Genomic DNA, 25,749 nt, shown 5'->3' with positions numbered 1-25,749 from the left:
GGAAGTCCCTCATAAGTAAAGGGGGGAAAATTGTTGTGATCGATAAATTTACTAACCTAGAAACATACCTAAATGGTTTCGATGAAGAAACTAAGTTAAACCAAACTGATCAAAACGAAGTAAAAGCTTATATCGAAAGTCAACGGGAAGTTCTATGTATATTAATTGCGGAAATTTCGCAAGAGAATTTCTGGGAAGTATTCCCACAAATTTTGGGTATTGACTCAAGACTATCTATCATTTTTGATTTAATTAAATTTGATGAATTTTCTAGTGGTGAAATTATTAGTCTGGCTGAAAAAGACTATAAGAATTATTACAAAGAACTTTGCGGATATAGTAGGGGTGATCAATCATACCATACAATCATTTTTAACGTAACATGAAAATACTAGAATATGACAGATGAAGTCTATTCATAAGGAAAATCGGTAACCTTTTCAAGGGTGTCGATTTTTTTTCGAAGAAAACTATTTTAAGAGAATATAAGATTTTAAAGTATAGCTAATTTTCAATTGCTCATTTCTTAGCTCCTTCAGTTGCTTAATTAATTAGTTCAGAAAGCATTTCATTAAGAGGTCAACAGAGTATACCCAGTTTGTCTACTTTCCGATTGGACTATATAAACCGTTCTTGGCGGCCAGATATGTTGAGCAAATTAAATTTCAAAAAAATGTATACGATTAAATTGTTGAAATGAGTGTTCAGAAAATGACGATTTTCTGGACACTCTTTTTAGATATCATAACTAATAAGTATTGCTCTGTTTTTGTGTTCATAAACTCGTAACTAAATCATTGTTCAATTTAAATTTAGATTTATGAGTATTAGGACAAATATTAGATGGGGTCAGAAACATAAAAGTTTTTGTCATTTATTTTATTTTTTTTGGTCCACTATCAATACGATGGGCAACACGAGAAATGCTTTGTTTTATCCCTTGATTTTGATTTTAGTTCTCATATTTTTAATGGTGTACTAAAACCCTTGATCGCTATGGAATAGCGGATGAGCCTCAGGCTCAAGTCGCATCGCTTCGTCAAAGGTATCAAAAACCAACTTATCATCATTTCTATCGCTAATGATGAATGAAACAATACGCCGATCTGCTAAGTCTAGAATAACACTAACGTAAATCTTCATTACTTGGTTTTCTAGAGTGCATTTGAATTCACTGACATCAGTTAGCCATTTTTCATTTGGTTTATCTGCATGTAAATTTCTATTTAGATAGTTCTTGTAAATATGATAAGGATTATTGGAAGCTTTCGTAATTCCGTTTGGATGGTGTTTGACGGTAGATTTAATTTGAAGACTACGACAAATCCGCAATACTCTTTTGTCATTGATGTGCAAACCAAAGTTTTGGACCAAATCGTCGCGGATTCTCCGATACACATTGTCGTTAGCTGCTTCATAGATATATCTTACTAGGTCTGCCAAGTTTCCGTTAAAGATAGTTTGAGCTGATTTTGGTTGCTTTAACCAACGGTAATACGCTGATCTGGATCCGTGTAAAAAACCATACATTCGTTTTATCGAATAACTTTTGAGATCATGGAGTTCCTTAATTGCTTGGTATTCAAAGATATGACGGATAAGTTCTAGTCCCACTTCCTTTCTAACTCCTTGATTTTTTTAAGAGATCATTTTCCATTTCTAACCGTTTTATTTTGCGTTCTTGTTCAGCCAGTCGATCATGCATTTCTTCTTCAGATGTCCGACTGGGTTCTGTTCCAGCTCGATGTACTCGGCGATCTTTTAAGCCGGCTTCGCCCATTTACTCATATTTTAGTACCCAATTACTTAGCTGTAAGCAGGATACCTGTTACTTGACAGCCGTTTTACCGTAGTTATGATCATGTACAATACATATAGTGGACAATTTCCTCTCGTTCTTTGAAGGTTATTTTTCTTGAGTGACTCATTGGACTTCCACCGTTTTCTGTTTTGAAGTTTCTATGAGTGTTCTATATCTTTATTCAGTCTCGTAGTTAGTTAAGATTTATTAGTCCGTATATCTTAGTAATTTCCGACAAAATCCCTAAACCATTAAGGTAATCATTTACAGTCTGAATCTTTGTTTCAATCGTATAGTGTGTATTCTTACGTCATGCTAATAAGCCAGTAAGACACCCATTCTCATAAAGCATAATCCAGTTCCTTAAAAGCAACCCAACTAATGCCTACAACGCGAGCTAGGCTGGTCATACTGTCTTCACGATTCAAATAGCTATCTACTAGTTCTATTCGTTTTTCTGGAGTGAGTTTCATCTTTCTTTTTGGCATACAAAATACCCCCTATACAGGACTTTTATATTTTAGTGTCCTATATAGGGGGAGGATATCACTGAAAGAAGGAACGCTTTATTTATCTTTACTTATTAATGTCTGCACGATAAAAAATTGTTGGATGGTCTATGTCATCCAGAATGAAGGATCAAATAGTTGTGGACTCTTTTTTCAAGTATTTGAAAAAGAGCAGCCTAGACCAGAAATAATTTTTCACACTGATCAAGGCTCACAATACACAAGTACTAAATTCCAATCGGTGTTAAGAAAAAAGAAGCACGCTCTAGTATGAACCGAAAAGGAAACTCTTATGATAATGCCTCAATAGAATTTTTTTTACAAAACGATAAAAAGAGAGCTGATCAATGACGCTCAATTTAGAGATATCGATCAGGCTCAAATGAAGATATTTAAATAGTTTGAAACTTTCTATAACATAAAACGCACACACTCTGCCTTAGACTATCAATTTCCTAAAGACTTTGAAAAAATTTCACTTGGATGGGTTATATTAAAGTAGACACCAAGATAAGAAAATTTGAGGTGGGAATTATAATGAAACGTAAATCATTCATACAAGAATTCAAACGAGAAGCTGTTATACTCGTACTGAATGAAGGACTATCTGTCCAAACTGTTTCAAAAAAATTGGAGTTCTATTCTAATTCCATTTATCGATGGATTCAAGAGTATGAAAAACATAGAGAACGTGCCTTTCCTGGAAGAGGGAGCATGAATTCATTCGTAGAAATGAAATTACACGCCTCTAAAAAGAGAATAAACGGTTAAAAAAAGAAGTAGAACTGCTAAAAAAGTTCGAAGTCTTCCAGAAAGAAACAGGAAGACTTCGGTAACTTTTGATTTTATAAACGAACATCGAGGAACGCTATCTATTTTAGAGGCTTGTCGCTATCTGAATGTCTCACTCGCAGGCTATCATTTGTTCTGTCAGCGGGAACCACCAAATCCTTAAATTGAAAACGAAACCTGAGCTGAACTGTTAAAAGAAATATTTCTTGAATATAAGGGACGCTATTGCGCCAGAAGAATCAAATTTGTCTTACAAAAAGAATACCAATTAATAGTCAGTCGTAGGCGTATTACTAGACTTCTTCACGCTCAAGGCGTCTATACTCGCGGCGTTCGCCGAAAATATCGGAGACAAAAGACTGGTTGTTGCAGCGTTCAAAAGAACTTGATTAATCAAAATTATCCCGTTGAATCCCATAACTCTGTTTGGTTAGGAGACATTACTTACATACCTACTGCCGAAGGAACGCTTTATCTCAGTGCGTATATTGATGCTTATTCACGTCGAGTGGTTAGCTACCGTGTCGACAATCACATGAGAGATAAATTAGTTGTTGAAAGTCTAGAGACCGCTCTTTTCAAAGAAAAGCCAAAGGCTGGATTAACCATTCATGTGGACTCAGAATCTCAATATACAAGGCATCATTTTTTTGAAGTAATTCAAGCAAGTAAATTACTACTTAGTCATTCAAGGAAGGGCACCCTTTACGATAACGCTGTGATTTAGTCTTTTATAAATCACTTAAACGAGAAGTATTAAACAAACATGGTTTCAAAAACAAGACGGAATCGGTCCTAGAGCTTTTAGACTATCTAGAAAATTACTACAATGTAAAAAGAATACATTCTAGTTTGGGCTATAAAACACCAGACGAATTTCTACTTTCACAAAATCAACCTATATTTTTATCTATAAAAGTCTTGCATCCCAAGCTTTCCCTTAATTTTTTGTCTGGTTTATTATACCAACTCCAAATTTCTTCGCTCCGAAAAAGTATAACTTTTTGGGGTAACTACATCATCAGTCCCATAAATATAGAGCTTAAATTTCATGCGTACTAAAGCGTATAATTAAATATTTTATTTACAGTATCTATTCATTTTTAGGGATAAATCATCTTACATGTGTAATTAATTATCTTAACATCTTGTAATGTAAAAAAAATATAATTTAATTTACCAATTGTAATATTCTTCCCGAAAAAGCTACTTTTCCGAGTTGCTCGGAATAATTACCCAAGAAATTGAAACTGTTCTCGCCAATATTATTCCATGTCAGAGAAACTAAGCCATTTTCTAATAAGGTTAAATTTCCTTTTGTCTGCCAATCAATCGTTTCCATATCAAAGCCTCCATCTATATCTTTTAAAGAAAATTCTGTGGATGTTCCTAAAACAGAAGCTGGAAGGGTAATCGTTTGATTTACAGCCGAATAAAAAATTCCTTCGGGAAGTGTACTAATATCTGAAAGATGATTTTCATCTAAAGAAATTGCATTTAGGCTAGGAAACTGAGTAATAAAATCAATATTTTTAAGATTACCTTTGGCAACACCCAGTTCTTGTAGTAAAGGTAGTTCTCCAATACTTTCTATATCTGAATTCTCAATGCCTGTATCGTTCATGTAAAGACTATTTAGATTTTGCAGTGAATTTATTGGCGTAAAATCTTCTATATTTTGATTTGATTGTAACTGAAGTAGAGTTAGTGTAGAAAGAGTTTCGAGTCCTGATAAATCTGTTATTTCATTATTATATAAATATAGTTGTTTTAATGATGGTATTTTAGACAAACCATCTAAATGGCGAATATTATTTGACCGCCCATCAAAGGTTAGTAGTGATCTCATATTATTTAAATTAAGCATTGAAATACTATTATTGTTTAAATAGATATATTGTAAGCTATCATTGTTGCTCATATTTACACTAGAAATATTGTTGTTATCTGCATAAATTCTTTCTAATGTGGACACATTTTGTAGCACATCTATCGATTTTAATTGATTCCCTTCTAAATATACGCCACGCAAAGAGCCGAAGCTAGAAATATCCTCAAGAGTTGTTAATACATTATTGGTTGCCCATAATCCAGTCAATGAATTGCTGTTTAAACTATTTAATGACGTAATCTGATTATCCATCACTCTTAACCAAATTAGTTCATCCATTCCTTGGACAAAATCAATATTTGTCAAACCACAATCATTTAGCCATAAATTTGTCATTTTTGTATATTTTGCTAGTTCGTTTATTTCCTCCCCATAATGGTTGCCAGAAAGATCTAATTCTAGTACATTATCCAAAAGTAAGACTTCAGAAATTGCAATAGGGTTATTACTTAATCCTATACTTGTTAAATTTTCTAGATTAACAAGTGGTTGTAATGAACTAATGTTATTTCCTGTTAGGGTAACTTTACTTAAGTTAATTGCATGTTCCAATCCAGTCAAATCAGAAATATTACCATTGTACCACTCCAAAGATCTCAATTCTAAGATATTTTCTTCAGTGACATCCTCTGAATGTTGTAAACCTAATGATGCTTTTACTGCCTCTTCTAAATATTGGTCAGCAAAATCAATTTTAATTTCATTTTTATACTCATTCGAAATTAAATATGGAGTAGCTTCATCTGCATAGCTAATAGATAAGTTATTACTTAAAGATATCATCCCTAAAAGCGCAGTGGATATAATAAGAGTCTTTTTCATAAGTATTCCTCCTAAATGTTAAAATTATTTGACAAAAGGTTTAAAGGCAAGTATCCCAAATATTATCAAAACAACAGACTAAAAAACATTTCTTTGGTTACGGTTACAATCATTTGATTAATAATTATCTAAATTGATTACAGATAAGAAAACTTTTATTCACTCCCCGAATTATAGATTTGTCTTCAAAAAGATACTTATTAAATTTTGATTGCCACATCTTTATTTTATACTATTGACATGAAACATACTTTTCGGATTTTACTAGTTGAGGAAAATATTGAAAATATAAAGGCAATAGTAGATAAAGGTTCCATTTAATCATTTAATATTATTTTAATTAGTATTAGCTATTATAGAATATTATTTATATGGATTGATTGAAAAAAACTAAGGATATGTTGCTAAATTCTAAAAGAATATTATGGTCTAATCCTTTATGCTTTTAAATAAAAAATAAAAAACTAAAATGTTAGATCATTAAATGTAGAGTGGGGCTAATATTAAATTGCTTGTAGGATGATTTACTTTGATAAAATGTTAAATCGTCCTCCTATAATTGAAATTACCCATTGGACTGTTTTCTTTTAAGGAACACATAAAAACCAGCTTTTGAAACGGTCAATGTCTGGCAAGCTCACCAGCTCCTCAACTCATTTTTGTTTTCTTTTAAGAACGAAATCTTACTTCTTGTTTGGCTTCAAGAAGACCTGGAACTTTTTTTATACGTCTAATTCCTCTCTTAGATAGCGATTTTCTTGTTCGAGTTTCTTTATTTCACAATGGGCATCAAAAAGTGATTCTACAATATCTAGTGTTGGTGGAAAATCTACGGATTTTCTACTGAAACTTTTTTTGTAAAAATGGATAGAAAAAGAGATAGCCTAACTGGTTGAATTAGTCCTCTAAAGTAAAACTACACCAAGAAAGGATATCTCCATGGAACATTGCACTAGAAAATTGTAAGGTTTAACAGATGAAAATTTATTCTTCGAAGAAGAATGGTTAGAGATTATAGAAGAAGTGGGGTTTCGCACCAATCTTATCCATGCCAAACTTAGCTATATACCAAGCCATTGCCGTAAATGTGGCATCAAAAATGGAGGACAAATCATCAAGATTGGCTCACATAAAACAAAAGTCCAACTTTTGCCTTATCGAGCAACCAAAACAGAATTACGCTTGGTACTTACGCGCTTTTACTGTAAAGAATGTCAGTCGACATTCAACGCTCAGACAAATTTGGTGGATGAAAACGACTATCTTTCAAAGGAATTAAAGGTTCAAATTGCTTTGGAACTGGCGAAGAATACAACAAGAAAAGGAATTGCCGATCGCTATTTTGTCTCTGACGTAACCGTTTTGCGTGTCCTGCACACCTGTTTAAAAACGTATCATCTCATTTTGATACTTTACCTTCGGTCCTTTGTTTTGATGAGTTCAAATCGATGAAGTCCTGCAGCGGAAAAATGAGTTTCGTTTTTATGAATGGGCAGACCCAGCAATTGATCGGTGTATTGGAGAATCGTCGCCTTGCTTTCTTAAAACCATATTTCCTTGAATTCACTCGAAAAGCACGAGCAAACGTGAAATACGTCGTGATGGATATGAATGCCCCTTATTTTGAACTTGTAAAGGCGGTCTACCTAAACGAAAAAAGAGGGACTGATTGCTTTCACATTTTCCAACAAGTCACTCGTGCGTTAAATCAATTAAGAATCAAAACAATGAACAACTTAAAAAAAAAACGAAACCGACAAAGTATCGACGATTGAAGCGATTCTGGAAATTACTCCTTAAGCATGCCTATGATCTAGATAGTTCCAATTATCAATATGATCTGTCTTTTTGTAGACCAATGATGCAAAAAGCAATTATCGGCGAACTTTCGAGTTATGACGAGCAATTAATAAGGGCTTATGAGACCTGTCAGCTCCTCCTCTATCACTTTAAACACAAGGACAGCCAAAGCTTTTTCGATACGATCAACAGCTTAGATCAACACCTCCCACAATGGTTTTGTAAGAAGCTGACGTTTTTAAATAAATACAAATTAGGGATTCAATATGGTTTAAAAACCAGGTCTAGTAATGGGGCATTAGAAGGAACAAACAACAAGATAAAAGTGATAAAATGAGTAGCTTACGGCTATCGAAATTTCCACAACTTTCGAGCAAGAATTTACCTCATTCAAGGTTTGATCTTCCAAGTAAAACAAAAACCAGTTAAGCACTCTACCTAACTGGTTATGACTAAATTTTCAGCTGTATCTCTTTTCAACAACACTAAATGTTGAAGAGCCCAAAAAGTGCGCTCCCTTTTCCAGGAAACGCACTTTCTCCATATTTTTCAACTTTGTGAACTCATCGATACGAGCTATTGTCGTGAACTTCTAGCTGGAGGCTAACTTCTTTAACAGAAAATCCTTCTTCCGATACCAGTTTTACAGCGGCGATTTTAAATGCTTTATCAAATGAACGTCTTGGCATAATCTAGATCCTCGCTTCCCCCCTTAATATATTGTTTAGTTTATTATACTAAGCCCCAGAAAAGTTATATTTTTTGTTCTAATTTTTTTGAGGAGGCGCTTCATTTGTTTAGATTGTTGTTTTTTTCATATATTTGAGTATTTAATCAATATGCATGTTAATATTTCTCAGAAAATTTAGTTGATTTATTATATACAAAGTAAAAACATCTAATGTAATCATAAGGATAAAATATACATCTCCCAATTTTTTTTAAAATTGGTTTAATACAGATGGAGTATTCAAAACGATGGTAGTTATTATCCGAAATATCAATTGTATGCCCAGTCATTTTTTTATATATCATCTGAATGTTTTTCGTTTTTGCTCTTCATTAATTTTTGATTAACATAAAACAATTCCATTGCGTTATTTCTAGCGTTATACTTTCTTGGCTCGATGATGATAAGCTTATACTAACTTCCGCATCATAAGCCGCACACGGTAGAAAGGAGAGAATTTCCACACATTACTTCAGTTAATTCCAATTTGCAAGGGAGTAAAGTGGACATCTTCGGATCCAAGACATTCTGATGAACTAAACATTGCTTTCATTAAGTTACACCTCTTTTTATTTTATTATAGTAATTAATTTGGGTAGTTACATTTTATTTAGAGATCTTATAAATAAGAGACAAGTGTTAGTAGAATGACAACTTTTATTTTCTTTATTTTTTATACGTTTGGTCGAAAAATCAATTATCGTGAGACTCCTTGAAATTTAGAACAGAAATAAATTAATAGATTCGAGACTTTTTTACTAAATAAAAAGGGCCTTTTCTAATTTTTCAAGTAAAGTAGAAGTAATTGTTTCAGGAAGAAAAATGCATTTTTCCTCAAAGATATTTATATTTAATTCAGACAAGATTATATCGTATTTTTTTAAGTCATTCTTTGTTATTGAGTATATACTTTTGTCATATAACTTGAGATGTAAGTGGTTTGCATATTTTGTGTTTAATTTATAAAAAATACTTTCTTTATAAAATTCAGGATAGGCACTTATTATTAGTACGTTTTTTTTTTGAAAAGTCGAAAATGTTCCTTTGGATTGAAGTATCTTATTCATATGATAGAAAAACTCTTGTTTCTTTTGTATATTACTTAAATGTTTATTGAGGGAAAATTGATGAATTAATTTTAAGTAAATTTTCTTTTCTTCTTGATTCGTTTCAAAATCCCAATAAATTAAATATGGATTATACATAAAGGATACTATATTAGAATTGAAATTTATTATTCGCATCAATATATTTAACTCATTGTTGTGGATTAGTACGTGTTTTTTTGTTTTTTTTAACGCGTAGTATTCAAATAGTGTTCGTATTGTATTTCTTAACTCCTTTTTTTTTTTTGTATCTTCGGTGCATAAGACTTTCTTTAGGTTAGTTATTTTACCATCACAAATGTCGCTTAATATGTCAATGGATAACAGAATTTGAAAATTAAAATAGAAAAGATTGTGTATATCTTTGATTTTTTCTATATAATTGTAGATTTTAGTATCCTCATGAGTTATTTCTATTGGAGTTCTAAATTCTTGATTAAATCTTTTTACTGAAACATATAATGCACCTGCTAATGTGTCTTTTAATGAACTAGAGATAGATAGTTCTAGATTATTAAGTAGTTTCTCATAGGTATTTAGAAATAAACAATATTCTTTATCTTCATACATTTTTTCGTAGTAGCATTCGTACAACATATATCTAATTAACGATCTAATTTGAATTTCGTTCCCACATAGGAGGACTTTTTTGCATTGTCGATTATAAATAAATTGCATATCATATCCTTTGTAAACAAAAAAATTATTCCATGATTGCCTCATTCGATATTCAGATGATTCACTCACTGATAAATCAATATAAACTTGTTCTAAAGTTAAATTTTTATAGTGTTGCTGTAAAAATAATTTACCATCAAAGATGATTTTAATATTTTTTTAAATATTTGTTTTAAACCAATGTTGTTGTTTGATATTAAATAGAGAATATTATTTGATGAAACCTCTAATGTTTTTTCACGCAAAATATAATTTATGTTTTCGATATCAGTTTTTAAAGTCTTGCTTGAGATATTTAGCAGATCACAAGCACTCTCAATAGATAACAATCTGTCTTCATTTTTGAATAGGTTAGTCATAATAGTAAGGTAACGATTAATGTTTTTCTCTAGCATTATAAAACCACCTTTTTATAGCTGTTTTTTTTTATTTTGTGACCAATTAAAAGATCACAACGTTATTTTAATATAAAAATTCAAATTTGAATAGCGAAAACATATTGATCTTATATATTATTTTTTTGTCAGTTTTTAGATATTTTATTATTTTGGTATTAGTAAATATATTGATTTTTCATTCAAAAATGTAATAAAACAATAAATAATGAAAAGAAAAAAAATGATTATTTTGCAATAATATTTTAAAAGAACATTATCTCGAACTGCTACTGGAAGGAAAGAGGTGAAGTATAAAGTTGGATTCTAACGCGTTAGTTAAATTAACTGGTGTTAGTTTATTGTCGAGAGAATGTTTACTTTTAAAAAATTTAGATAGTGAGGTAATAAATGATGAGAAAAATTACGTTTATGATTGCTTGTTTTGTGACATTAATGTTAGGATGCAACTCAGTTCAATCCTATGCGAATGAGATTGGGACAAATATTGAAGATATCGAATATGTAAAAGATGATAATATTAGAAGTAATATTAATTGGAATCAGGAATCTGTAGAGGTTATATATAATAGGGATTTTAGTAAAATTGAAGGGATTAGACTTAGTAGTTCAAGTATTACTCAACCTAAAGTTACATTAACCATTAATGGGAAAACATTGGGAGAAAAAGAAGTAAGTAAAAGTAGTGATGGATCTACTCTTATTAGGATTTTGGACTATCAGGATTCTTTTGCAGAAGCTACCGATAGTATCCAGATATCACAAAATGAAGATTGGTTCCCAGGAATGTACTCAATTATTTACGAAAAAAAAAGTACAGAAACTGGGCAAATTGTTTTAAGTACTACCTCAATTAAAGGCTGGTCAGTTCTATCTAATAAACTATATACAGTTCAACCAATTATGGATCTTAACACACAAAAATACTTTATAAAAGCTCAATCGATCGAACAAACTCCGGGAACATTTGACTTTAATTTTAATGTTCTTGAAGAGTCGTCTGGGAAAACAGTGACTTCAAATTCGGGAAGTTCACAATTGAATTTTAACATTGAATTTACGGGTGATACAAAATCCTCATATTTAGTGACAGCAAACTTCAAAGATCACCTTTGGGGGTCTACAGCTACTGCTCAGATAAGAATTCACGATATAGATATTAATTAGATACAGTCAGAAAAGTATCTAAAATATTAGTGATATATAGTTGTCGGATTTGACTTAAGTAGTATAATTTGATAGTTATTTAAACTGTAACTAATTCTTTAAGATTCATACCTTGAAAAATTTTATAAATGAAATTTCAAATTATTAAGTAATTCGATAGCTAATAAATAAATTCAATACTATCCAAAATATTTGATATTCAAGTAAGATGTGAATTTACTTTTTTGAAAGTAAATTGTAGCATCAAAAAAAGATATTCAATATATGTACAAGATATAATTTTTATAATCCCTAAAAGAAATCTTTAACTACTACAAATCATATATATTTTGGTTTGGTTGAGTACTTTAAATATTTTATGCTTCGAGTCTCTCAGAGAAATTTAGTTATCTCTTTGAGTCTTTTTTAGTAAACTCTTTTGAGAATAGGGAAAACAGATCATTTTAGATCACGAATGTTTATAGGTCTTTCAATAATTATGATAGATGAGCTATCCATTGTAATTCACTACTTAAAATCCATCCATCGAAGCAAGCTTTTAGAGTGCACCTTTAGCCGTTGACTAAATATTTTCGCAGAAAAGTCTTCTTCAGTTGGATGTTTAAGAGCTGTGATTTTGAACAATTATTTGAACATCTATCAAATGGTTTTCTTGGAATAATTTAAAACCTCGCTATCCCGTAATCTTTATCTATTATATTATGCCAAATCCAATGTGAGTAACTTTTTCTATACTTTTATAGTTAATAAATTCAATTTTAAGTAGGTTATTAATTTTTTTTTTGTAGAATTTTATAATTATGTATATTTATTTGTCTAAAATCTCAGTTCTATTTGTTTTGAAATTTTGAATGGAATCTAACTTTTTTAATACAAATATTTTGTATCAAATATTAAGATGAATAATAATGCTTTAAAGTTATGCAAAAAATATATCGCTTGTTCAAAAGTATATATTGCGCTTTTAATTTTCGATAACTTCTTTTGAATTGGAAAATTGAGTTTGATAAATTTAAAAATTTGTTTGTGCCAAATAGTTAATATATATAATAGCATTCTATGTATTTCTTTTTCAAAAAAATTTTAACGCATATTGTATTTTATTGATGTTTTTAAGAAAGAGTAAATCATGGACATATTTTAATATTTACGTTTGAGCATGATCGTTATCTCTTAAGTAAGCAAAATTTATCAGCTCTCTTTTTTGAGATTTAATAAGATTTAGTTAGTGTTTATATCTAGTTTAGTTTTCTTATAATAAATATGAACAGTTTATAATGTTCTCTTTTCTAGCAATCTTTAAGATGATAGTAAAAGGTTTGACGCATGTTGACTTTTTTTAAAGTAGTTTTTTTAAAAAATGTTAATATATTAATATAGTTTTGATGGATATTTATGATTAAAAAATCATCATATCAACAGTAAGTTTGTAATCTTAAAAGTTGTTATATTTTTAAAACATTTCATAGAAATACTAGGAATTTTTAATGTATTAAATCTTAGGTTATTATTTGCCTAAAATTAACTTCAAAAATATTATTTATATTGAAAAAAATGAATTTTGTTATTAAAGTAATATCGCTATAATACAGAGTGTTTAAAGAATGTCAATTTTATGTGAATGGAGGAAGAGCTAATGTGAAAGGTATAATTAGAATTTCAGTGTTATTGTTTTCTTTGATTATTCTATCTCCCATTGTTTATGCTGAAAATATAGAATTAGCAAATACATCTGGAAGTATTGGATTTATTGGTGAATATCATTCTGAAAATACACCAATGCCATTACCACCAAATTTTACCGATGATAGCGTGTTGGAGTCATCCATCGCTGATAGAAAACAAGCAAAATCTTTACCTAAATTGAATACTGAAGTTAGTCAATTAAGTTTCATTGGTAAAGTGGTTTTAATCGCTTTAGGAATTTTACTATTAAAAAAAAGAAAAGAGGAACATATAAATGAAAAAGATTCAAATAGTAACAACAACATTTTTAATGGCAACACTTTTAATTAGCGGAGTAACATTAGCTTCTGCAGACGAAGTGCGAGATGTAACAACCACTGGTCAGATTGAGTTCACACCAAATACTGATGAGGAATCTGTTGTTATTCCACCTGAAACAGATCCTGATGTTGAAATTGATCCTGAGGTTCCAGGAATAACAGGTCCTCTCTCTCTTGTAAAAGCAGTCACTATGGACTTTGGTTCACAAGTCATTTCTAATCAAGACCAAACCTATAATATGGTCGCTGAAACAGCAAATCTAGCTGATGGATCTGGACAAGTCCCCTATGTTAGTTTTGCGCAGGTTCAAGATACTCGTGGCTCAAATGCTGGATGGGTTTTAAGTGTTAGCATCAGCGATTTCACTTCGACTACTCAAAACAATATTTTAACAGGGGCGCAGATTTCTTTAAATGATCCAACCATTCAGTATGCAGGAAGTAATGCAACTAACGTTCCTTCATCACATGCATCTGGCCTACAGTTGATTCCAAACGCTGGTGGTGTACCCGTAATGACTGCAGAAGCAGGACAAGGAGCGGGTGTCTCATCTGTTGTTTGGGGAAACCAAGCAGACCTTAATACTCAAGCTGCTGATACCTCTATTGAAGTCATTGAAAACAGTGCAATTCAGTTATTTGTACCAGGATCTACTGCAAAAGATGCAACGACCTACACATCAACTCTTTCTTGGGAATTAACTTCGACCCCCGGAGCAGATGCTTAATTAAAAATTTTATGCCAACGACCAGAAAAGCAGTATTACTTATTATTGTGATGCTGCTTTTCCAAATAATAAAGGAGTGTTTCTTTGTCAAAACAACTTAATTGGAACAGCTACATAAATTTTTATTTATTCGGATTTCTCCTCTCGATGCTACTTATCATATTCCCTGTAATCTCAAATGCTGAAGAAAATTCTTTGAATTTCTATGTGACGCCTATTTATCCTGATAGTCAAGTTGATGAAACAAAAGGTTACTTCGATTTGAATTTAAATAAAGGTGATCAAGAAGTGTTAGCTCTTACTTTGCAGAATGCAACAAATCAAGAGATTCAAATAGAAATCACCGCTCATACCGCCTATACAAACGTTCAAGGTGTGGTTGAATATGGTAAAGATGATGAGGTTACGGATACCACGCTTTCATACTCGATGAACGAATTAATCACGACCCCAGAAGTTATCACACTAAAAGAAAATGAAACACAAACGATAGAGGCAATTTTAAACATGCCAAACGAATCTTTTGAGGGGATTTTAGCTGGCGGTCTAAAAATACGTGAAATTCCAAAGGAATCCGAAACAGATACGAAAACATCGGAAGGTCTATCCATCACAAATGAATTTTCCTATGTGATTGGAGTAGTTGTAAGTAACGAGCGGTCTACTGTGATACCAAATTTAGAATTACTCGATGTTTTTGCAAATCAATTAAACTATCGAAATGTGATCAGTGCAACAATTCAAAATTTTATGCCAACATTTGTTAACAGACTCTCAGTTGAAGCAACTGTTCATAAAAAAGGTGACGATACTTTATTATATGAGGCTAGCCAAGAGCAAATGCAGATGGCCCCGAATTCTCATTTTGATTTTCCTATTTCTTTAAATGGTGATCGTTTTAATAGTGGCACTTATATTTTAAATCTAACCGCACATTCGGGCGATGAGACATGGACATGGACAAAAGAATTTACTATTGACGGAGATGAAGCCCGCTCATTGAATCGCTCAGATGTGACAATAGACACGAGCATTAATTGGTGGATTATCGGACTGATCGTTTTAATTATCCTTTTGTTAGCTTGTTGTATCTATTTATTTTGGCAAAAGAAAAAAATGGATAAAGAGAAATATTAAGTCGGCAATACCACTTTTTATGGTTCTACTAAATTAGAATTTTAAAGTTTATGAATGGATATAATAATAGTGATTTTCGTTAAGGTGGTCTCCGATATATTAAAAAAACGAGATAAATGGCGGTGCATAAGTCAGGAAAGACGGATAAGTTGATAAAAATCAAAACTGGGTCAGAATAAACCTCATTCTGGCTCAGTTTCTTTGTTATCTCACTTTGATTTTTGATTGGTCAAATGGATTCTAATTCTCATATTCTCAAATGATTTAAATTCTTAGGATACTCGTTTCATTTTCTTTGTGTATGTATGCTTCACTTGTATTTTACCATTGGATTAAGTATAGATCATCGCATTGGTTATTCCTTCTTCCTAGGTAAGAAGGTTGTGAAGTTTCTCTCGAGAGCCGTTATCTAACTTTTCGGGAAGTTCCCCAATAAAAAGAAAAACACGTCTTTTTTTGCTTCGAAAGGTTTCAATTACTTCATGAAAAAAAGGATACGCTTCCTTTATGAAGTTTTAAAATTAAGCAATTATTTTAGAATATTAGAGAAATGAGAATCGATGGGCTAGAAAAACTTTCTCGGTTTTTGTATTCACGATGGTTTGTACTTGCACACTTTTTTACCCAAAATTGCTATTTTTTATTTTTCATCTTCACTTTTTTTCTTGCTTACGCAGTTCGTTCATTTCACGGATACATAGTCCTTGAATGTATGTTTTTTTTTTTAGTAGTATGAAACCGGTCATTTACTAACTTCGCGTTTGGCATAACAGATTTGTTGAGGTGGAAGTAGCCGACTCTTATGTCTGTGGCCAATAATTCAACTTCTCATGGATGGATTAAATTTAAAAAAAAGCTTGTTAATCGAGGGGATTTACTAGTAGTTAAGAGATTAATTTATTTTATTGTTTACCCATCGACGGAATTCAAACTTTATTTGACCGACTTCTGAGGGATAAAAAAATTTATAATATAATGCGTTAAAATATTTTTATGATAATTATGAACTGTTTCCTTAAGATATATACTTTTTAAGCATGAGAACGCTTGCTTATAAATTATTTTCGAATTTTTATATTGGATAAAGTTTTATGAAATTAATAATTTTTCTGATAAAATATAAATCTTTTTTTTTGACAATAGTGATCTCAATCTTACATGAACGCAATCCAATAATTTTGCATGAATGTTTTGAATAATTTATTGACCTTGAAAGTCATACAGGGATAGCAAATTTTTTAGCAAATAGATTTTGACGAAAATTTTATTGATAAAAAAGTATAAGAGCTGTCTTCTTGAATGTCTTAGAAAGAACATCAATAAAAAAATTTTTTTTTGTTCTGTTTACATATGATATTTACTGTGATTTTTTCAAAAAAGTTCTATACTAATTTACTTTTAATAAAATTCAAAAATATTTTATTGGCTACTATTGATTTCAGTGTATTTTTGTACACAACCATGAAATCTTTTTTTTTAAAAGTACTTCGAGAAAACAACTGATTATTAAATTATTTATACAAATATGATAGAGAGTATGACTAGCTGAATCAAGTTAAAGGTGTATAGGGGGAAAAAAATGTAATGGAAATTAGTTGCTTCTCTTAGTAAACAAATCTTAAAAAATTCTGATTTTCCAAAAAAAAAGAAAAAAATGAAATGGATTTTTTTTTTTTATAACTTATAATTCATCTAGTCATTCATATTAATTAATTATAGTTATTTATTATAATGCTCTTTTGTTATTTGTTTAATGATGCACCTGTAAAATAACGATAAATTTAAAATGTTGAGTGGAAATACACTGAGATTTCTAATAAGTGAAAATAACCTTTATTTACTCAAATTGTATTAAGGTTATAATAGCTTATTTGAATTCAATTTAGAGAAGGAGAATGATAGAATTATTGTTTTTTATTAATTAAGGTCTATAGTCTTTACAATAACAATTATTAGTTATGGTAACTTTTAGGAGGAAGGCTTTGGAAAAAAAACTAGTATTATTTTTTCACTTTGTATGTTTATTGTTTTTATTTTATCTAGGGAATAATCTTTACCTTTATTATGAATCAGTTAGTGGAAATAATAAATTTCAAATTGACTTTGTATTAAGTGCTGTGGATAAACTGTTTCATGAATTCATTTCTTTTAATTTTATATTGAAATTTAGTGAAAGATCATTTGTGCTAGGAATCATTTTTTCTACTGTATATTTGCTTGTAATTTTATATGGAATTTTTAATCGAAAAAATCAAAGATTAGATATAGAATATGGAAGTGCAAAATGGGGAGTACAAGCAGATATAAAAAACTTTATAGATAAGGAGAAAAAATTCAATATATTACTGACAAATTCTGAAAAACTATCATTAAGTGGACGAATGAAGATAACTAATAAAGATAACTTTAATCGAAATAAAAATGTTGTTGTTGTTGGGGGAGCCGGAAGTGGAAAAACCAGATTTTATGTAAAACCCAATTTGATGCAAATGCATTCATCATATGTTGTTAGTGATTCTAAGGGCTTACTATTACATGAAACATTTAAAATGTTCGAAGAAGAAGGTTATCAAATTAAGATATTTGATCTGATTAATAGAAAAAATTCAGATTTTTATAATCCTTTTCGTTATATAAGAAATGAAGACGATATTCTAAAGTTAGTTAACAATTTGGTGAAAAACACCAATAACTCTGAAAAAACTGGTGGAGATGATTTTTTTGAAAAAGCAGAGACCTCTTTGCTTTTGGCAATTTTTAGTTACTTACTGCAAGAAGTATGTGAAGAAGATCAAATTTTACAAAATGTAATTGAAATGGTCAGGTTAGGGGATATTCCTGAAGATCAACCTGATTTTGTTAGTCCATTAGACATTATGTTTGATGAATTAGAACAAAAAGATCCTACAAATTTTGCTGTGTCGCAGTATAAGTTATTTAAATTATCAGGAAATCTTACAGCTAAAAGTATTTTAGTTAGTTTAGGTGTGAGGTTAGCCCCATTCGATATTCCTAGTATTCAGAGTTTATTATCAAAAGATACTATGGAACTTGATTGTTTAGGTGATCAGAAAACAATATTATACATATTGTTACCTGATACAGACACCAGTTTCAACTTTTTGGCTAGTATGATGTATCAACAACTCTTTGATAATTTAGTTTACAAAGCTGATCATCATTACAAAGGACGATTACCGGTCCATGTTAGATGTATTCTTGATGAATTCGCTAATATCGGTCAAATACCAGACTTTGAAAAAGTGATTGCTGTTATTAGAAGTCGTGAGATTTCTACAAACGTTATTTTACAAAATATAAGTCAGTTGAAAAACTTGTACAAAGAAACATGGGAAACAATATTGGGAACAAGTGATGTTTTGCTGTATCTAGGCGGTATGGAATACAGTACTCATGAATATATTTCGAAGCTATTAGGGAAAGAAACAATTGAGCATAGGAATATTAGTGTGACAAAAGGGACACAAGGATCATACAATGAAAGTTTTCAAAAAATTGGAAGAAATCTTATGGATCCCGATGAAGTATCGAATTTGAAAGGAACTGAATGCATCCTTAAAATTAGAGGAGTAAATCCGTTTTTATCGAAAAAATATGATATAGAAAAACACTGTAATTATAAAAAATTAGGTGATGTAAATAAAAAATATTGGTACGACCGGAAGTTAAAATAATCACTTTTAAAATATAAAAATTAAAGAAAGAACGGTGTATATACATGAATAATACAGATCTATTAAAGAATGTTTTTGAATTAATCTCTAAATTTACGATGGTTGGTGGGGGATTATGGTTAATTTGGGGTACAGTGATCCTTGCTGGCGCTCTAAAAGATAAAAATGGTCCACAGCTTCAACAAGGAATTTGGCAGATAGTAGGTGGTGGATTGATTTTAGTTGCTGCGGCGTGGTTCGGTACATCATTTGATTTTTCGTCATTAGTTTAGAAAATTAGTTTGTCATTACCAATACCGTACGAGTTTATAGGAGAAAAAAATTGAGAACAGCAATAATGAATTTGTTTAGTCAAATTATGTGGTATCTAAACGGCGATGATTTAATGAATATATTAGGTATGAACTTAAGCGAGTTTATGCATGATGCATACAGAATATCTACTGAAATTCAAAAAACAATTGTAGCACCAGTTGCATTTGCATTATTATCCGTATTTATTCTTCTAGAGTTTCAAAAAATTTCTATGAAGGTTGAAGGAGCTGGAGGGGCCCCAACACTCGGATTTGAAATGATTATAAAGGCATTTATTAAATTTATTATATGCTACATAGTCATATTGAGAATTCAGGATATTTTGGATGGTATATTGCTAATAGCGGGAACTCTGACTCGACGTATTATTGAAAGCCAAGTAGATGGATCCTTAAGGGATCTATACTCTAGGGTTGATTCAGCAATATCAAGCTTGTCATGGTGGGAACAGTTAGTAGCGCTGCTGGTTTTTTGTATTATGTTTTTAGCGGCTTTAGTGATTAGAGTATTAGTCCAAGTTACCATCTATATAAGGTTTTTAGAATTATATATTTTTTGTGCTATGGCACCAATCCCAATGGGAGCTTTACCAAGCAATGAATTTTCTGCTATGTCAAAAGGCTTTTTTAAAAATTTTGCTGCTACAGGTTTACAAACTTGTTTTATAGCCCTTGTTTTGGTTATTTATCCAGCAATTTTTACAACAATTTTAGATAATTTTCAAAACGGTCTATGGGGAATTATTTTGGGAATTACAATTTACATGATAGCACTACTATTCTCTATTAACAAAACAAAAGGCTGGGCAAAAATGATTCTCTCAGCAAATTAAAAGTAAAAGGATGTGGTTAAATGGCCGTGGAAGTTAGAGTGCCAAAAGATATTAAAGAATATAAAGAAAAAATCATAGCTGGTATGAGTATGAAACAACTTTTTAGTGTCGGAATAGCTATAGGAGTTAATAGCTTTATAAGCATTTTGTTTATTAAACTATTAGGATATTCGATGGATACAGTTAGTTGGATAATGATTATATGTTCAATACCAATTGTTGCTTTCGGATGGTTTAAAAAAGATGGGCTTAATTTTAAACAATTTATTTACTACTTTTTCTTATACCATCTTTCACCAGGAAAAAGATATAAGAAATGAAAAAATGGAGATTTAAATGAAAAAGTTAAAAAAGAAAGAAATAAAGAGAGATAAAACAAATATAGTTGATAGTTTTCCGATTAAAAAGTTTTTGAATAATAATTTAGTTGAGACTTATGAAGGTCATTATTCGATTAGTTTAGCAGTAAATGATATTGATTATCAACTTAGCTCAGAAGACAAGAAGATGGATGTTTACATGGATTATTGTAATTTTTTGAATTCAATAGATCATACTACTACTATTCAATTAACAATTCAAAAAAAGAAACGGTCAATGGAAGAATATACAAATACGATTTTTTATGAATATAAAGAAGATAGATACAATCTCTATAGGAAAGAGTTAAACAATCTGATGATTGATAAAGTGTCTGAGGATAGAAACGGATTTAATAAATCTATAATTTTTACCTTTTCGCAAAAAAATGGAGATGCTAATCAAGCGTTTAAGGAATTAGGTTCACTTGCAGATAGATTTAAAATGTTTTGTAGAAGAGTAGGGACAACGGCAACTATTTTAAACACGGAAGATAGGAAGGAAATAATTGGTAATGTTTTAAATAATAATGATAAACAAGACATATCAGAAACCTCAAATGAATCCTATGTTCCAAAATTCATTGACTTTAAATCAAACTCTCGTTGTATTGATGCTGACGGACTTATGTGCCAATCCCTGTATTTTAAGGAATACCCATCTGAGCTTTCAGACACTTTTCTTTCAGATATGATGGAAGTACCAGGAGAATTCACTTTTTCATTATTTTTGAAGTCTATGAATCCTCCAGATGCATTTGATTTAGTACGTACAAAACTAGCTTTTATGGAACAACAAAAAGTTGACGAACAAAAAAAAGCATTGAAAAGCGGGTATGATTTCGAAATGTTGCCATACGACCTTTCTCATTCATTAGTTGAAGCAAAAGAATTGTTGGATGACTTACAAAACAAGGGGCAAAAAATTTTTGAAATTACTGGTAATCTAATATACTCTTCTACCAGTACGGATCAATTGGAAAGAATTAAAGATGAAATAAAATCATTAGCACGTAGATACGGATTTAAACTTTCAGTAATACCATATCTCCAAGAACAGAGTCTGTACAATTCTTTTCCAATTGGCAAAAATTTCTTGCCACTTCATCGAACACTTACAACGGCTAGTGCAGCGATATTTATGCCTTTTTCAACACCAGAATTAATTCACGAGAACGGTAAATATTATGGAGTAAATAGTGTTACTGAAAACATACTCTCTTTAGATAGAAAGCGATTAAAAGCTCCAAATGGATTTGTCTTGGGTACACCCGGATCAGGAAAAAGCTTTTCAGTTAAACGTGAAATTGTGAATATCTTAGTTCAGGAAGATCTTGACGAGATTATTATTATTGATCCAGAGAGAGAATACGTTTCTTTAGGTGAAAAATTTTCAGGAGAAATTGTTAAGATTTCTCCTGAGTCAAAAACGCATATAAATCCTATGGATATTAATGAAAACTATGGCGATGACATTGATCCAACCATTTTAAAATCTGAGTTCATTATTTCATTTTGTGATTTGATTGTTGGGGGAAGTGTCGGATTATCGTCTGCTCAAAAAACTATAATAGACAGAGTTTGTAGAAGAACATATGAAATTAATCATTCACAAAAAAGAAAAGACGCTTCACCAACTTTACTCGACTTTTTTAAAGTTTTAAAAGAACAGCCAGAAGAAGATGCTGCTCAATTGGTTACTGACTTAGAATTATATATCGAAGGAAGTTTGTCAGTTTTTTCAAAACCAACAAATGTAGATCTAACCAACAGACTAGTAGTATACGATATAAAGGATTTAGGAAGACAGTTAAAAACAATTGGGATGTTGGTAGTTCTAGACCAAGTTTGGAATAGAATTACAAAAAACAGATCTAGCGGTATCAGGACATGGGTTTATATAGATGAGATGCAACTTCTGTTCTCAAATGATTACTCGTCAAATTACTTTTTTGAACTTTGGAGTCGTGCCAGGAAATGGGGAGCAATTCCAACAGGAATTACACAAAATGTTGAAACACTATTACTATCTGACATGGCAAGAAGAATGCTGTCTAATAGTGATTTTGTTATGATGCTTAACCAAGCGAAAACTGATAGAAATCAACTAGTAAGACTTTTTGATATTTCAGAAGAACAAGAAAAATTCATGAATCTTACAGAGGAAGGGCGAGGCTTGTTAGTTTTTGGAGATTCTATTGTTCCGTTTTATGATCATTTTCCTAAAGAAACGGCATTATACAAAATGATGACTACAAAGCCTGGTGAGATCACTGAAAACATAAATCAACGGAGAATTTCAGATACCAATGAATTTTAATAAAAACAACGATTATATAAAAAAAGTAATATCGGATAAAAGTAAAAACTATCAAAGATATCACCTAAATAAGGAAAGAGCATATTACAAGTCTGATAAGAAAATAGCTTACAAGTCATCAATAGTATACCCTAATATAGAAAGAGAAAGTAACACTAAATCAGTAAATTTATCTAAGAAACAAAAAAATAAAAATATAAACACTCCGGAAAAAAAAGATAGATTAGACGAATATGTTGGTTATGAAGGATTTAAGAAGCATCGTTTTTATAACCAATTAAATGATAATAAGACATCTGATAGATTATCTATATTAATGAGGAAAACTAGCTATAAGAGAAATAGAGCGTTCTCCAATGATAAGATTAGTAATATCAATAAAGTATCAACCAGGTCAAAAAAAATAAGTACGATACTGAACAAAAAAGATAAAATAGCATCATACACTAGGTCGAAGCTAGATAAATCATTGAAAAAGAATGTCAAATCAAAGCACGTTTACCGAAATATGATAAAAGAGTCATTAATAGACACAGTAGGCCGAAATGAGAATGGTGACCTAAATTTAGTTGGTATCATTTTAGCGATTCTGTTATTAATCCCTGTTCTATTTTTACTGATAAAAATTATACTTATAACAAGTGTAGTTATTGCTATAATATCTGTTTTCGTTGCTATATGGAGTTTTATTATTGCACTTTTTACTGTAAAAACTGAAGATATGGCTTTAGAAGAAGCTTACCGCTTGGTAACTCGGTTAGATGCACAAAAAAATAAAGAAGTAAATGATCTATATCATCAGCTGAAGTTGAGTGATGAAAACTATGAAGTTTATTTTTTACTTAATGGTGTTAGATCCAATCCGTCAACTTTTTTGTTCAATTCTAATGCAGACACGTACCTTTACTTTCTAAATGCCAAGTATGAGGATTATAATATTGATAATCGATCGAGAAGTAGTAAATATAATCGTATTAGTGATGAAATGAGAGGCATCCATAATTACACATTTAATTGGGTAGTAGAAAGTGAGGAGCAAGAAGTAAGTCAAGTTGTACTTATTGAAGACCCAGATACTGGCGAGTTTGAAGAGCAAACTCAAAGTGAATTTGTTCAAATTGCTGTGATAAGAGTAAATTGGACTAGTATTGATGAGTACTTAAAAGAATTTCCTGATGAAATGAATGAAGAAGAATTAGATAAGTTCGAACCAATACAAGATTTAGATAGATTTGAGAATATGGTGTTTTTAGAAAATCCGTTAGGAAAAAATTCATACGCGACTGTTATTGAAAAATATGGTTACAGAGATAGAAACGACTCTGAAATTTTCTATGAGATGATTCTATCATCTGATGAAGGTGAGATGGTCTATGCATCAAGCAATGAAACAGTAGTTGATGTAAGAGAAAATATGGTAATATCAAATACGCCTTTAAGTAAGCAAATAAGATACGTTAACTTAAAAAACATCCAAGTAAAAGTTGGACAAAAACTGACCCAAGGGCAGCAAATAGGACAAACTATGGGGAATCTTGAAATAAGAGTTCAAGAAAGACGCAGTTGGCCACATAGCGATGCCATACTTTATCCAGCAGCATATATAGATAATTTAGTATTTAGTTATCCAGAAGACACCGGATTTCATGATTCAAGTGGTGGTCTTACAGGTAATCTCATTAATCCGCCAGATTCTGTTTTAAAATGGCATGAATTAGTCAGCAGAGCTTGTGAAAAATATGATATACGCGGCTATGAAAACTTGATTCTGGCAATAATATGGGAAGAATCTGGAGGTAATCCAATTGTTCTTAACATTGATGAGACTGGTGAACCTAACATATCTTGGGACATTATGCAATCAAGCGAATCACTTGGACTCCCCCCCAACTCTATTGAAAGTGCTGAAGAATCAATTGATGCAGGAGTAAAATATTTTTCTCAAGGACTACGTATTGTTGAAGAAAACAACTTGGATAAACAGACTGCAATTCAGGCGTACAACTACGGTCATGGATTTATTAATTGGTTAATGGATGGTGATAGTGACTATAGCTTTGATATGGCACGAATCTTCTCTAGGGAGAAAAGTGGTGGCAGAACAGTATCATATAGAAATCCTGTTGCTCAAAAAATGGGGTTTTCATGGAAATATGAATATGGAAATATGTTTTATGTGGACCTGATTACACAGCATATTATGGTTAACTCAGGAGAACTAATTCAAATTGCAAAAGAAGAGTTAGGATATCCTAATGGTGATAAATATTGGCGTTGGTTCGGCTTAGCTAATAGGGTTGAATGGTGCGCAATATTTGTATCGTGGGTAGCTGATCAAGCTGGGTACTTAAGTGAAGATCGCATACTAAAATCAGCTAGCTGCATAGAAATGGTGCGATGGTTCACAGCAAAGGATAAGTATAAATTAGCCACAGAAGATTACGTTCCAAAGGAAGGAGATCTAGTATTTTTTGATTGGAATGGTAACCGTACTGGAAAAGACCATGTTGGTATTGTTGAGTATTCAGATGGTAGAATAATTCAAACTATCGAAGGGAATTCTGGCAATGCTGTTAGAAGACAAACATACTTGGTGGATAGCCCTGTAATATCTGGTTATGGAATTACTAGAAGTAACAACTTAGATTAACTATTCTATATAGAAT

The 25,749-nt window shown here is 31.1% G+C and carries 18 protein-coding genes and 4 pseudogenes; 16 read left to right on the top strand and 6 right to left on the bottom strand.

Annotated elements, in window-relative coordinates; all coding sequences use genetic code 11:
* Positions 1-35 precede the first annotated feature (35 nt).
* Positions 36-386, top strand: a complete 351-nt coding sequence (locus IGI88_RS03070; protein ID WP_301405523.1) for a DUF7006 family protein — start codon at positions 36-38, stop codon at positions 384-386.
* Between the two features lie 592 nt (positions 387-978).
* Here IGI88_RS03070 and IGI88_RS03065 read toward each other — a convergent pair.
* Both IGI88_RS03065 and IGI88_RS03060 read right to left on the bottom strand, forming a co-directional pair.
* Complete coding sequence (locus IGI88_RS03065) at positions 979-1,614, bottom strand: DDE-type integrase/transposase/recombinase (RefSeq protein ID WP_429960192.1); 636 nt, start codon at positions 1,612-1,614, stop codon at positions 979-981.
* 528 nt (positions 1,615-2,142) lie between these two features.
* Positions 2,143-2,289, bottom strand: a complete 147-nt coding sequence (locus IGI88_RS03060) for a hypothetical protein (RefSeq protein WP_429960860.1) — start codon at positions 2,287-2,289, stop codon at positions 2,143-2,145.
* 55 nt (positions 2,290-2,344) lie between these two features.
* Between IGI88_RS03060 and IGI88_RS03055 the strand changes: the two are divergent.
* The 4 genes and pseudogenes from IGI88_RS03055 to IGI88_RS03040 all read left to right on the top strand — a co-directional run.
* Positions 2,345-2,812: pseudogene (locus tag IGI88_RS03055) on the top strand (transposase); the annotation flags it as partial.
* A gap of 35 nt (positions 2,813-2,847) precedes the next feature.
* A complete protein-coding gene (locus IGI88_RS03050; protein ID WP_429960191.1) occupies positions 2,848-3,081 on the top strand; it encodes a transposase in 234 nt (77 codons plus the stop codon).
* A gap of 208 nt (positions 3,082-3,289) precedes the next feature.
* Complete coding sequence (locus IGI88_RS03045) at positions 3,290-3,829, top strand: DDE-type integrase/transposase/recombinase (RefSeq protein ID WP_429960839.1); 540 nt, start codon at positions 3,290-3,292, stop codon at positions 3,827-3,829.
* 14 nt (positions 3,830-3,843) lie between these two features.
* A pseudogene (locus tag IGI88_RS03040) lies at positions 3,844-4,164 on the top strand (IS3 family transposase); the annotation flags it as partial.
* A 109-nt stretch (positions 4,165-4,273) separates the two neighbouring features.
* Here the strand turns inward: IGI88_RS03040 and IGI88_RS03035 are convergent.
* Positions 4,274-5,815, bottom strand: coding sequence for a leucine-rich repeat domain-containing protein (locus IGI88_RS03035; RefSeq protein WP_429960190.1), 1,542 nt, complete (start codon positions 5,813-5,815; stop codon positions 4,274-4,276).
* 939 nt (positions 5,816-6,754) lie between these two features.
* On the opposite strand from IGI88_RS03035, the pseudogene IGI88_RS03030 reads away from it, so the two are divergent.
* A pseudogene (locus IGI88_RS03030) lies at positions 6,755-8,057 on the top strand (ISL3 family transposase).
* Positions 8,058-8,181: 124 nt separating this feature from the next.
* Here IGI88_RS03030 and IGI88_RS03025 read toward each other — a convergent pair.
* The 3 genes and pseudogenes from IGI88_RS03025 to IGI88_RS03015 form a co-directional block, all read right to left on the bottom strand.
* Positions 8,182-8,304 (bottom strand): annotated as a pseudogene (locus tag IGI88_RS03025) (transposase); the annotation flags it as partial.
* Between the two features lie 799 nt (positions 8,305-9,103).
* Entirely contained in the window at positions 9,104-10,021 is a 918-nt protein-coding gene (locus IGI88_RS03020; protein WP_429960189.1) for a hypothetical protein, read from the bottom strand.
* A gap of 206 nt (positions 10,022-10,227) precedes the next feature.
* Positions 10,228-10,524 (bottom strand): helix-turn-helix domain-containing protein, encoded by a 297-nt coding sequence (locus tag IGI88_RS03015; protein ID WP_429969522.1) that lies wholly within the window; start codon positions 10,522-10,524, stop codon positions 10,228-10,230.
* A 393-nt stretch (positions 10,525-10,917) separates the two neighbouring features.
* Between IGI88_RS03015 and IGI88_RS03010 the strand changes: the two genes are divergently transcribed.
* From IGI88_RS03010 to IGI88_RS02965, 10 genes are all read left to right on the top strand, one after another.
* Positions 10,918-11,691 (top strand): hypothetical protein, encoded by a 774-nt coding sequence (locus IGI88_RS03010; protein ID WP_429969521.1) that lies wholly within the window; start codon positions 10,918-10,920, stop codon positions 11,689-11,691.
* Between the two features lie 1,638 nt (positions 11,692-13,329).
* The gene (locus tag IGI88_RS03005) at positions 13,330-13,707 is read left to right on the top strand and encodes a hypothetical protein (RefSeq protein ID WP_429960186.1); all 378 of its coding nucleotides are present in this window, start codon (positions 13,330-13,332) and stop codon (positions 13,705-13,707) included.
* Positions 13,652-14,425 (top strand): WxL domain-containing protein, encoded by a 774-nt coding sequence (locus IGI88_RS03000; RefSeq protein WP_429960185.1) that lies wholly within the window; start codon positions 13,652-13,654, stop codon positions 14,423-14,425. The genes IGI88_RS03005 and IGI88_RS03000 overlap by 56 nt, the downstream gene beginning before the upstream one ends.
* 84 nt (positions 14,426-14,509) lie before the next feature.
* Entirely contained in the window at positions 14,510-15,562 is a 1,053-nt protein-coding gene (locus tag IGI88_RS02995) for a DUF916 and DUF3324 domain-containing protein (RefSeq protein WP_429960184.1), read from the top strand.
* 1,958 nt (positions 15,563-17,520) lie between these two features.
* Positions 17,521-19,257: a VirD4-like conjugal transfer protein, CD1115 family gene (locus IGI88_RS02990; RefSeq protein ID WP_429960183.1), complete on the top strand. Its 1,737-nt coding sequence runs from the start codon at positions 17,521-17,523 to the stop codon at positions 19,255-19,257.
* A 44-nt stretch (positions 19,258-19,301) separates the two neighbouring features.
* Positions 19,302-19,529, top strand: coding sequence for a hypothetical protein (locus tag IGI88_RS02985; RefSeq protein ID WP_429960182.1), 228 nt, complete (start codon positions 19,302-19,304; stop codon positions 19,527-19,529).
* Positions 19,530-19,579: 50 nt separating this feature from the next.
* Positions 19,580-20,404: a hypothetical protein gene (locus IGI88_RS02980; RefSeq protein WP_429960181.1), complete on the top strand. Its 825-nt coding sequence runs from the start codon at positions 19,580-19,582 to the stop codon at positions 20,402-20,404.
* A 20-nt stretch (positions 20,405-20,424) separates the two neighbouring features.
* Positions 20,425-20,724, top strand: a complete 300-nt coding sequence (locus tag IGI88_RS02975) for a PrgI family protein (protein ID WP_429960180.1) — start codon at positions 20,425-20,427, stop codon at positions 20,722-20,724.
* A gap of 16 nt (positions 20,725-20,740) precedes the next feature.
* Complete coding sequence (locus tag IGI88_RS02970) at positions 20,741-23,083, top strand: VirB4-like conjugal transfer ATPase, CD1110 family (protein ID WP_429960179.1); 2,343 nt, start codon at positions 20,741-20,743, stop codon at positions 23,081-23,083.
* Positions 23,073-25,733 (top strand): lysozyme family protein, encoded by a 2,661-nt coding sequence (locus IGI88_RS02965; protein ID WP_429960178.1) that lies wholly within the window; start codon positions 23,073-23,075, stop codon positions 25,731-25,733. Before IGI88_RS02970 ends, IGI88_RS02965 begins: the two co-directional genes overlap by 11 nt.
* The last annotated feature ends 16 nt before the right edge of the window (positions 25,734-25,749 follow it).

This window comes from Enterococcus sp. AZ179 (assembly GCF_050498885.1).
Classification (GTDB): Bacteria; Bacillota; Bacilli; order Lactobacillales; family Enterococcaceae; genus Enterococcus_D; species Enterococcus_D entomosocium.
The sequence above is the reverse complement of the archived record's forward strand: the minus strand, read 5'-3'. Positions and strand labels throughout refer to the sequence as shown.

What these genes read in the sequence shown, in the direction of transcription:
- IGI88_RS02985 (WP_429960182.1), top strand. Translation starts at nt 19,302, where the DNA reads ATGAATAATACAGATCTATTAAAGAATGTTTTTGAATTAATCTCTAAA.
- IGI88_RS02965 (WP_429960178.1), top strand. Translation starts at nt 23,073, where the DNA reads ATGAATTTTAATAAAAACAACGATTATATAAAAAAAGTAATATCGGAT.
- IGI88_RS03000 (WP_429960185.1), top strand. Translation starts at nt 13,652, where the DNA reads ATGAAAAAGATTCAAATAGTAACAACAACATTTTTAATGGCAACACTT.
- IGI88_RS03015 (WP_429969522.1), bottom strand. Translation starts at nt 10,524, where the DNA reads ATGCTAGAGAAAAACATTAATCGTTACCTTACTATTATGACTAACCTA.
- IGI88_RS03010 (WP_429969521.1), top strand. Translation starts at nt 10,918, where the DNA reads ATGAGAAAAATTACGTTTATGATTGCTTGTTTTGTGACATTAATGTTA.
- IGI88_RS03020 (WP_429960189.1), bottom strand. Translation starts at nt 10,021, where the DNA reads ATGTATGAAGATAAAGAATATTGTTTATTTCTAAATACCTATGAGAAA.
- IGI88_RS03035 (WP_429960190.1), bottom strand. Translation starts at nt 5,815, where the DNA reads ATGAAAAAGACTCTTATTATATCCACTGCGCTTTTAGGGATGATATCT.
- IGI88_RS03050 (WP_429960191.1), top strand. Translation starts at nt 2,848, where the DNA reads ATGAAACGTAAATCATTCATACAAGAATTCAAACGAGAAGCTGTTATA.
- IGI88_RS02975 (WP_429960180.1), top strand. Translation starts at nt 20,425, where the DNA reads ATGGCCGTGGAAGTTAGAGTGCCAAAAGATATTAAAGAATATAAAGAA.
- IGI88_RS02990 (WP_429960183.1), top strand. Translation starts at nt 17,521, where the DNA reads ATGGTAACTTTTAGGAGGAAGGCTTTGGAAAAAAAACTAGTATTATTT.
- IGI88_RS03060 (WP_429960860.1), bottom strand. Translation starts at nt 2,289, where the DNA reads ATGCCAAAAAGAAAGATGAAACTCACTCCAGAAAAACGAATAGAACTA.
- IGI88_RS02970 (WP_429960179.1), top strand. Translation starts at nt 20,741, where the DNA reads ATGAAAAAGTTAAAAAAGAAAGAAATAAAGAGAGATAAAACAAATATA.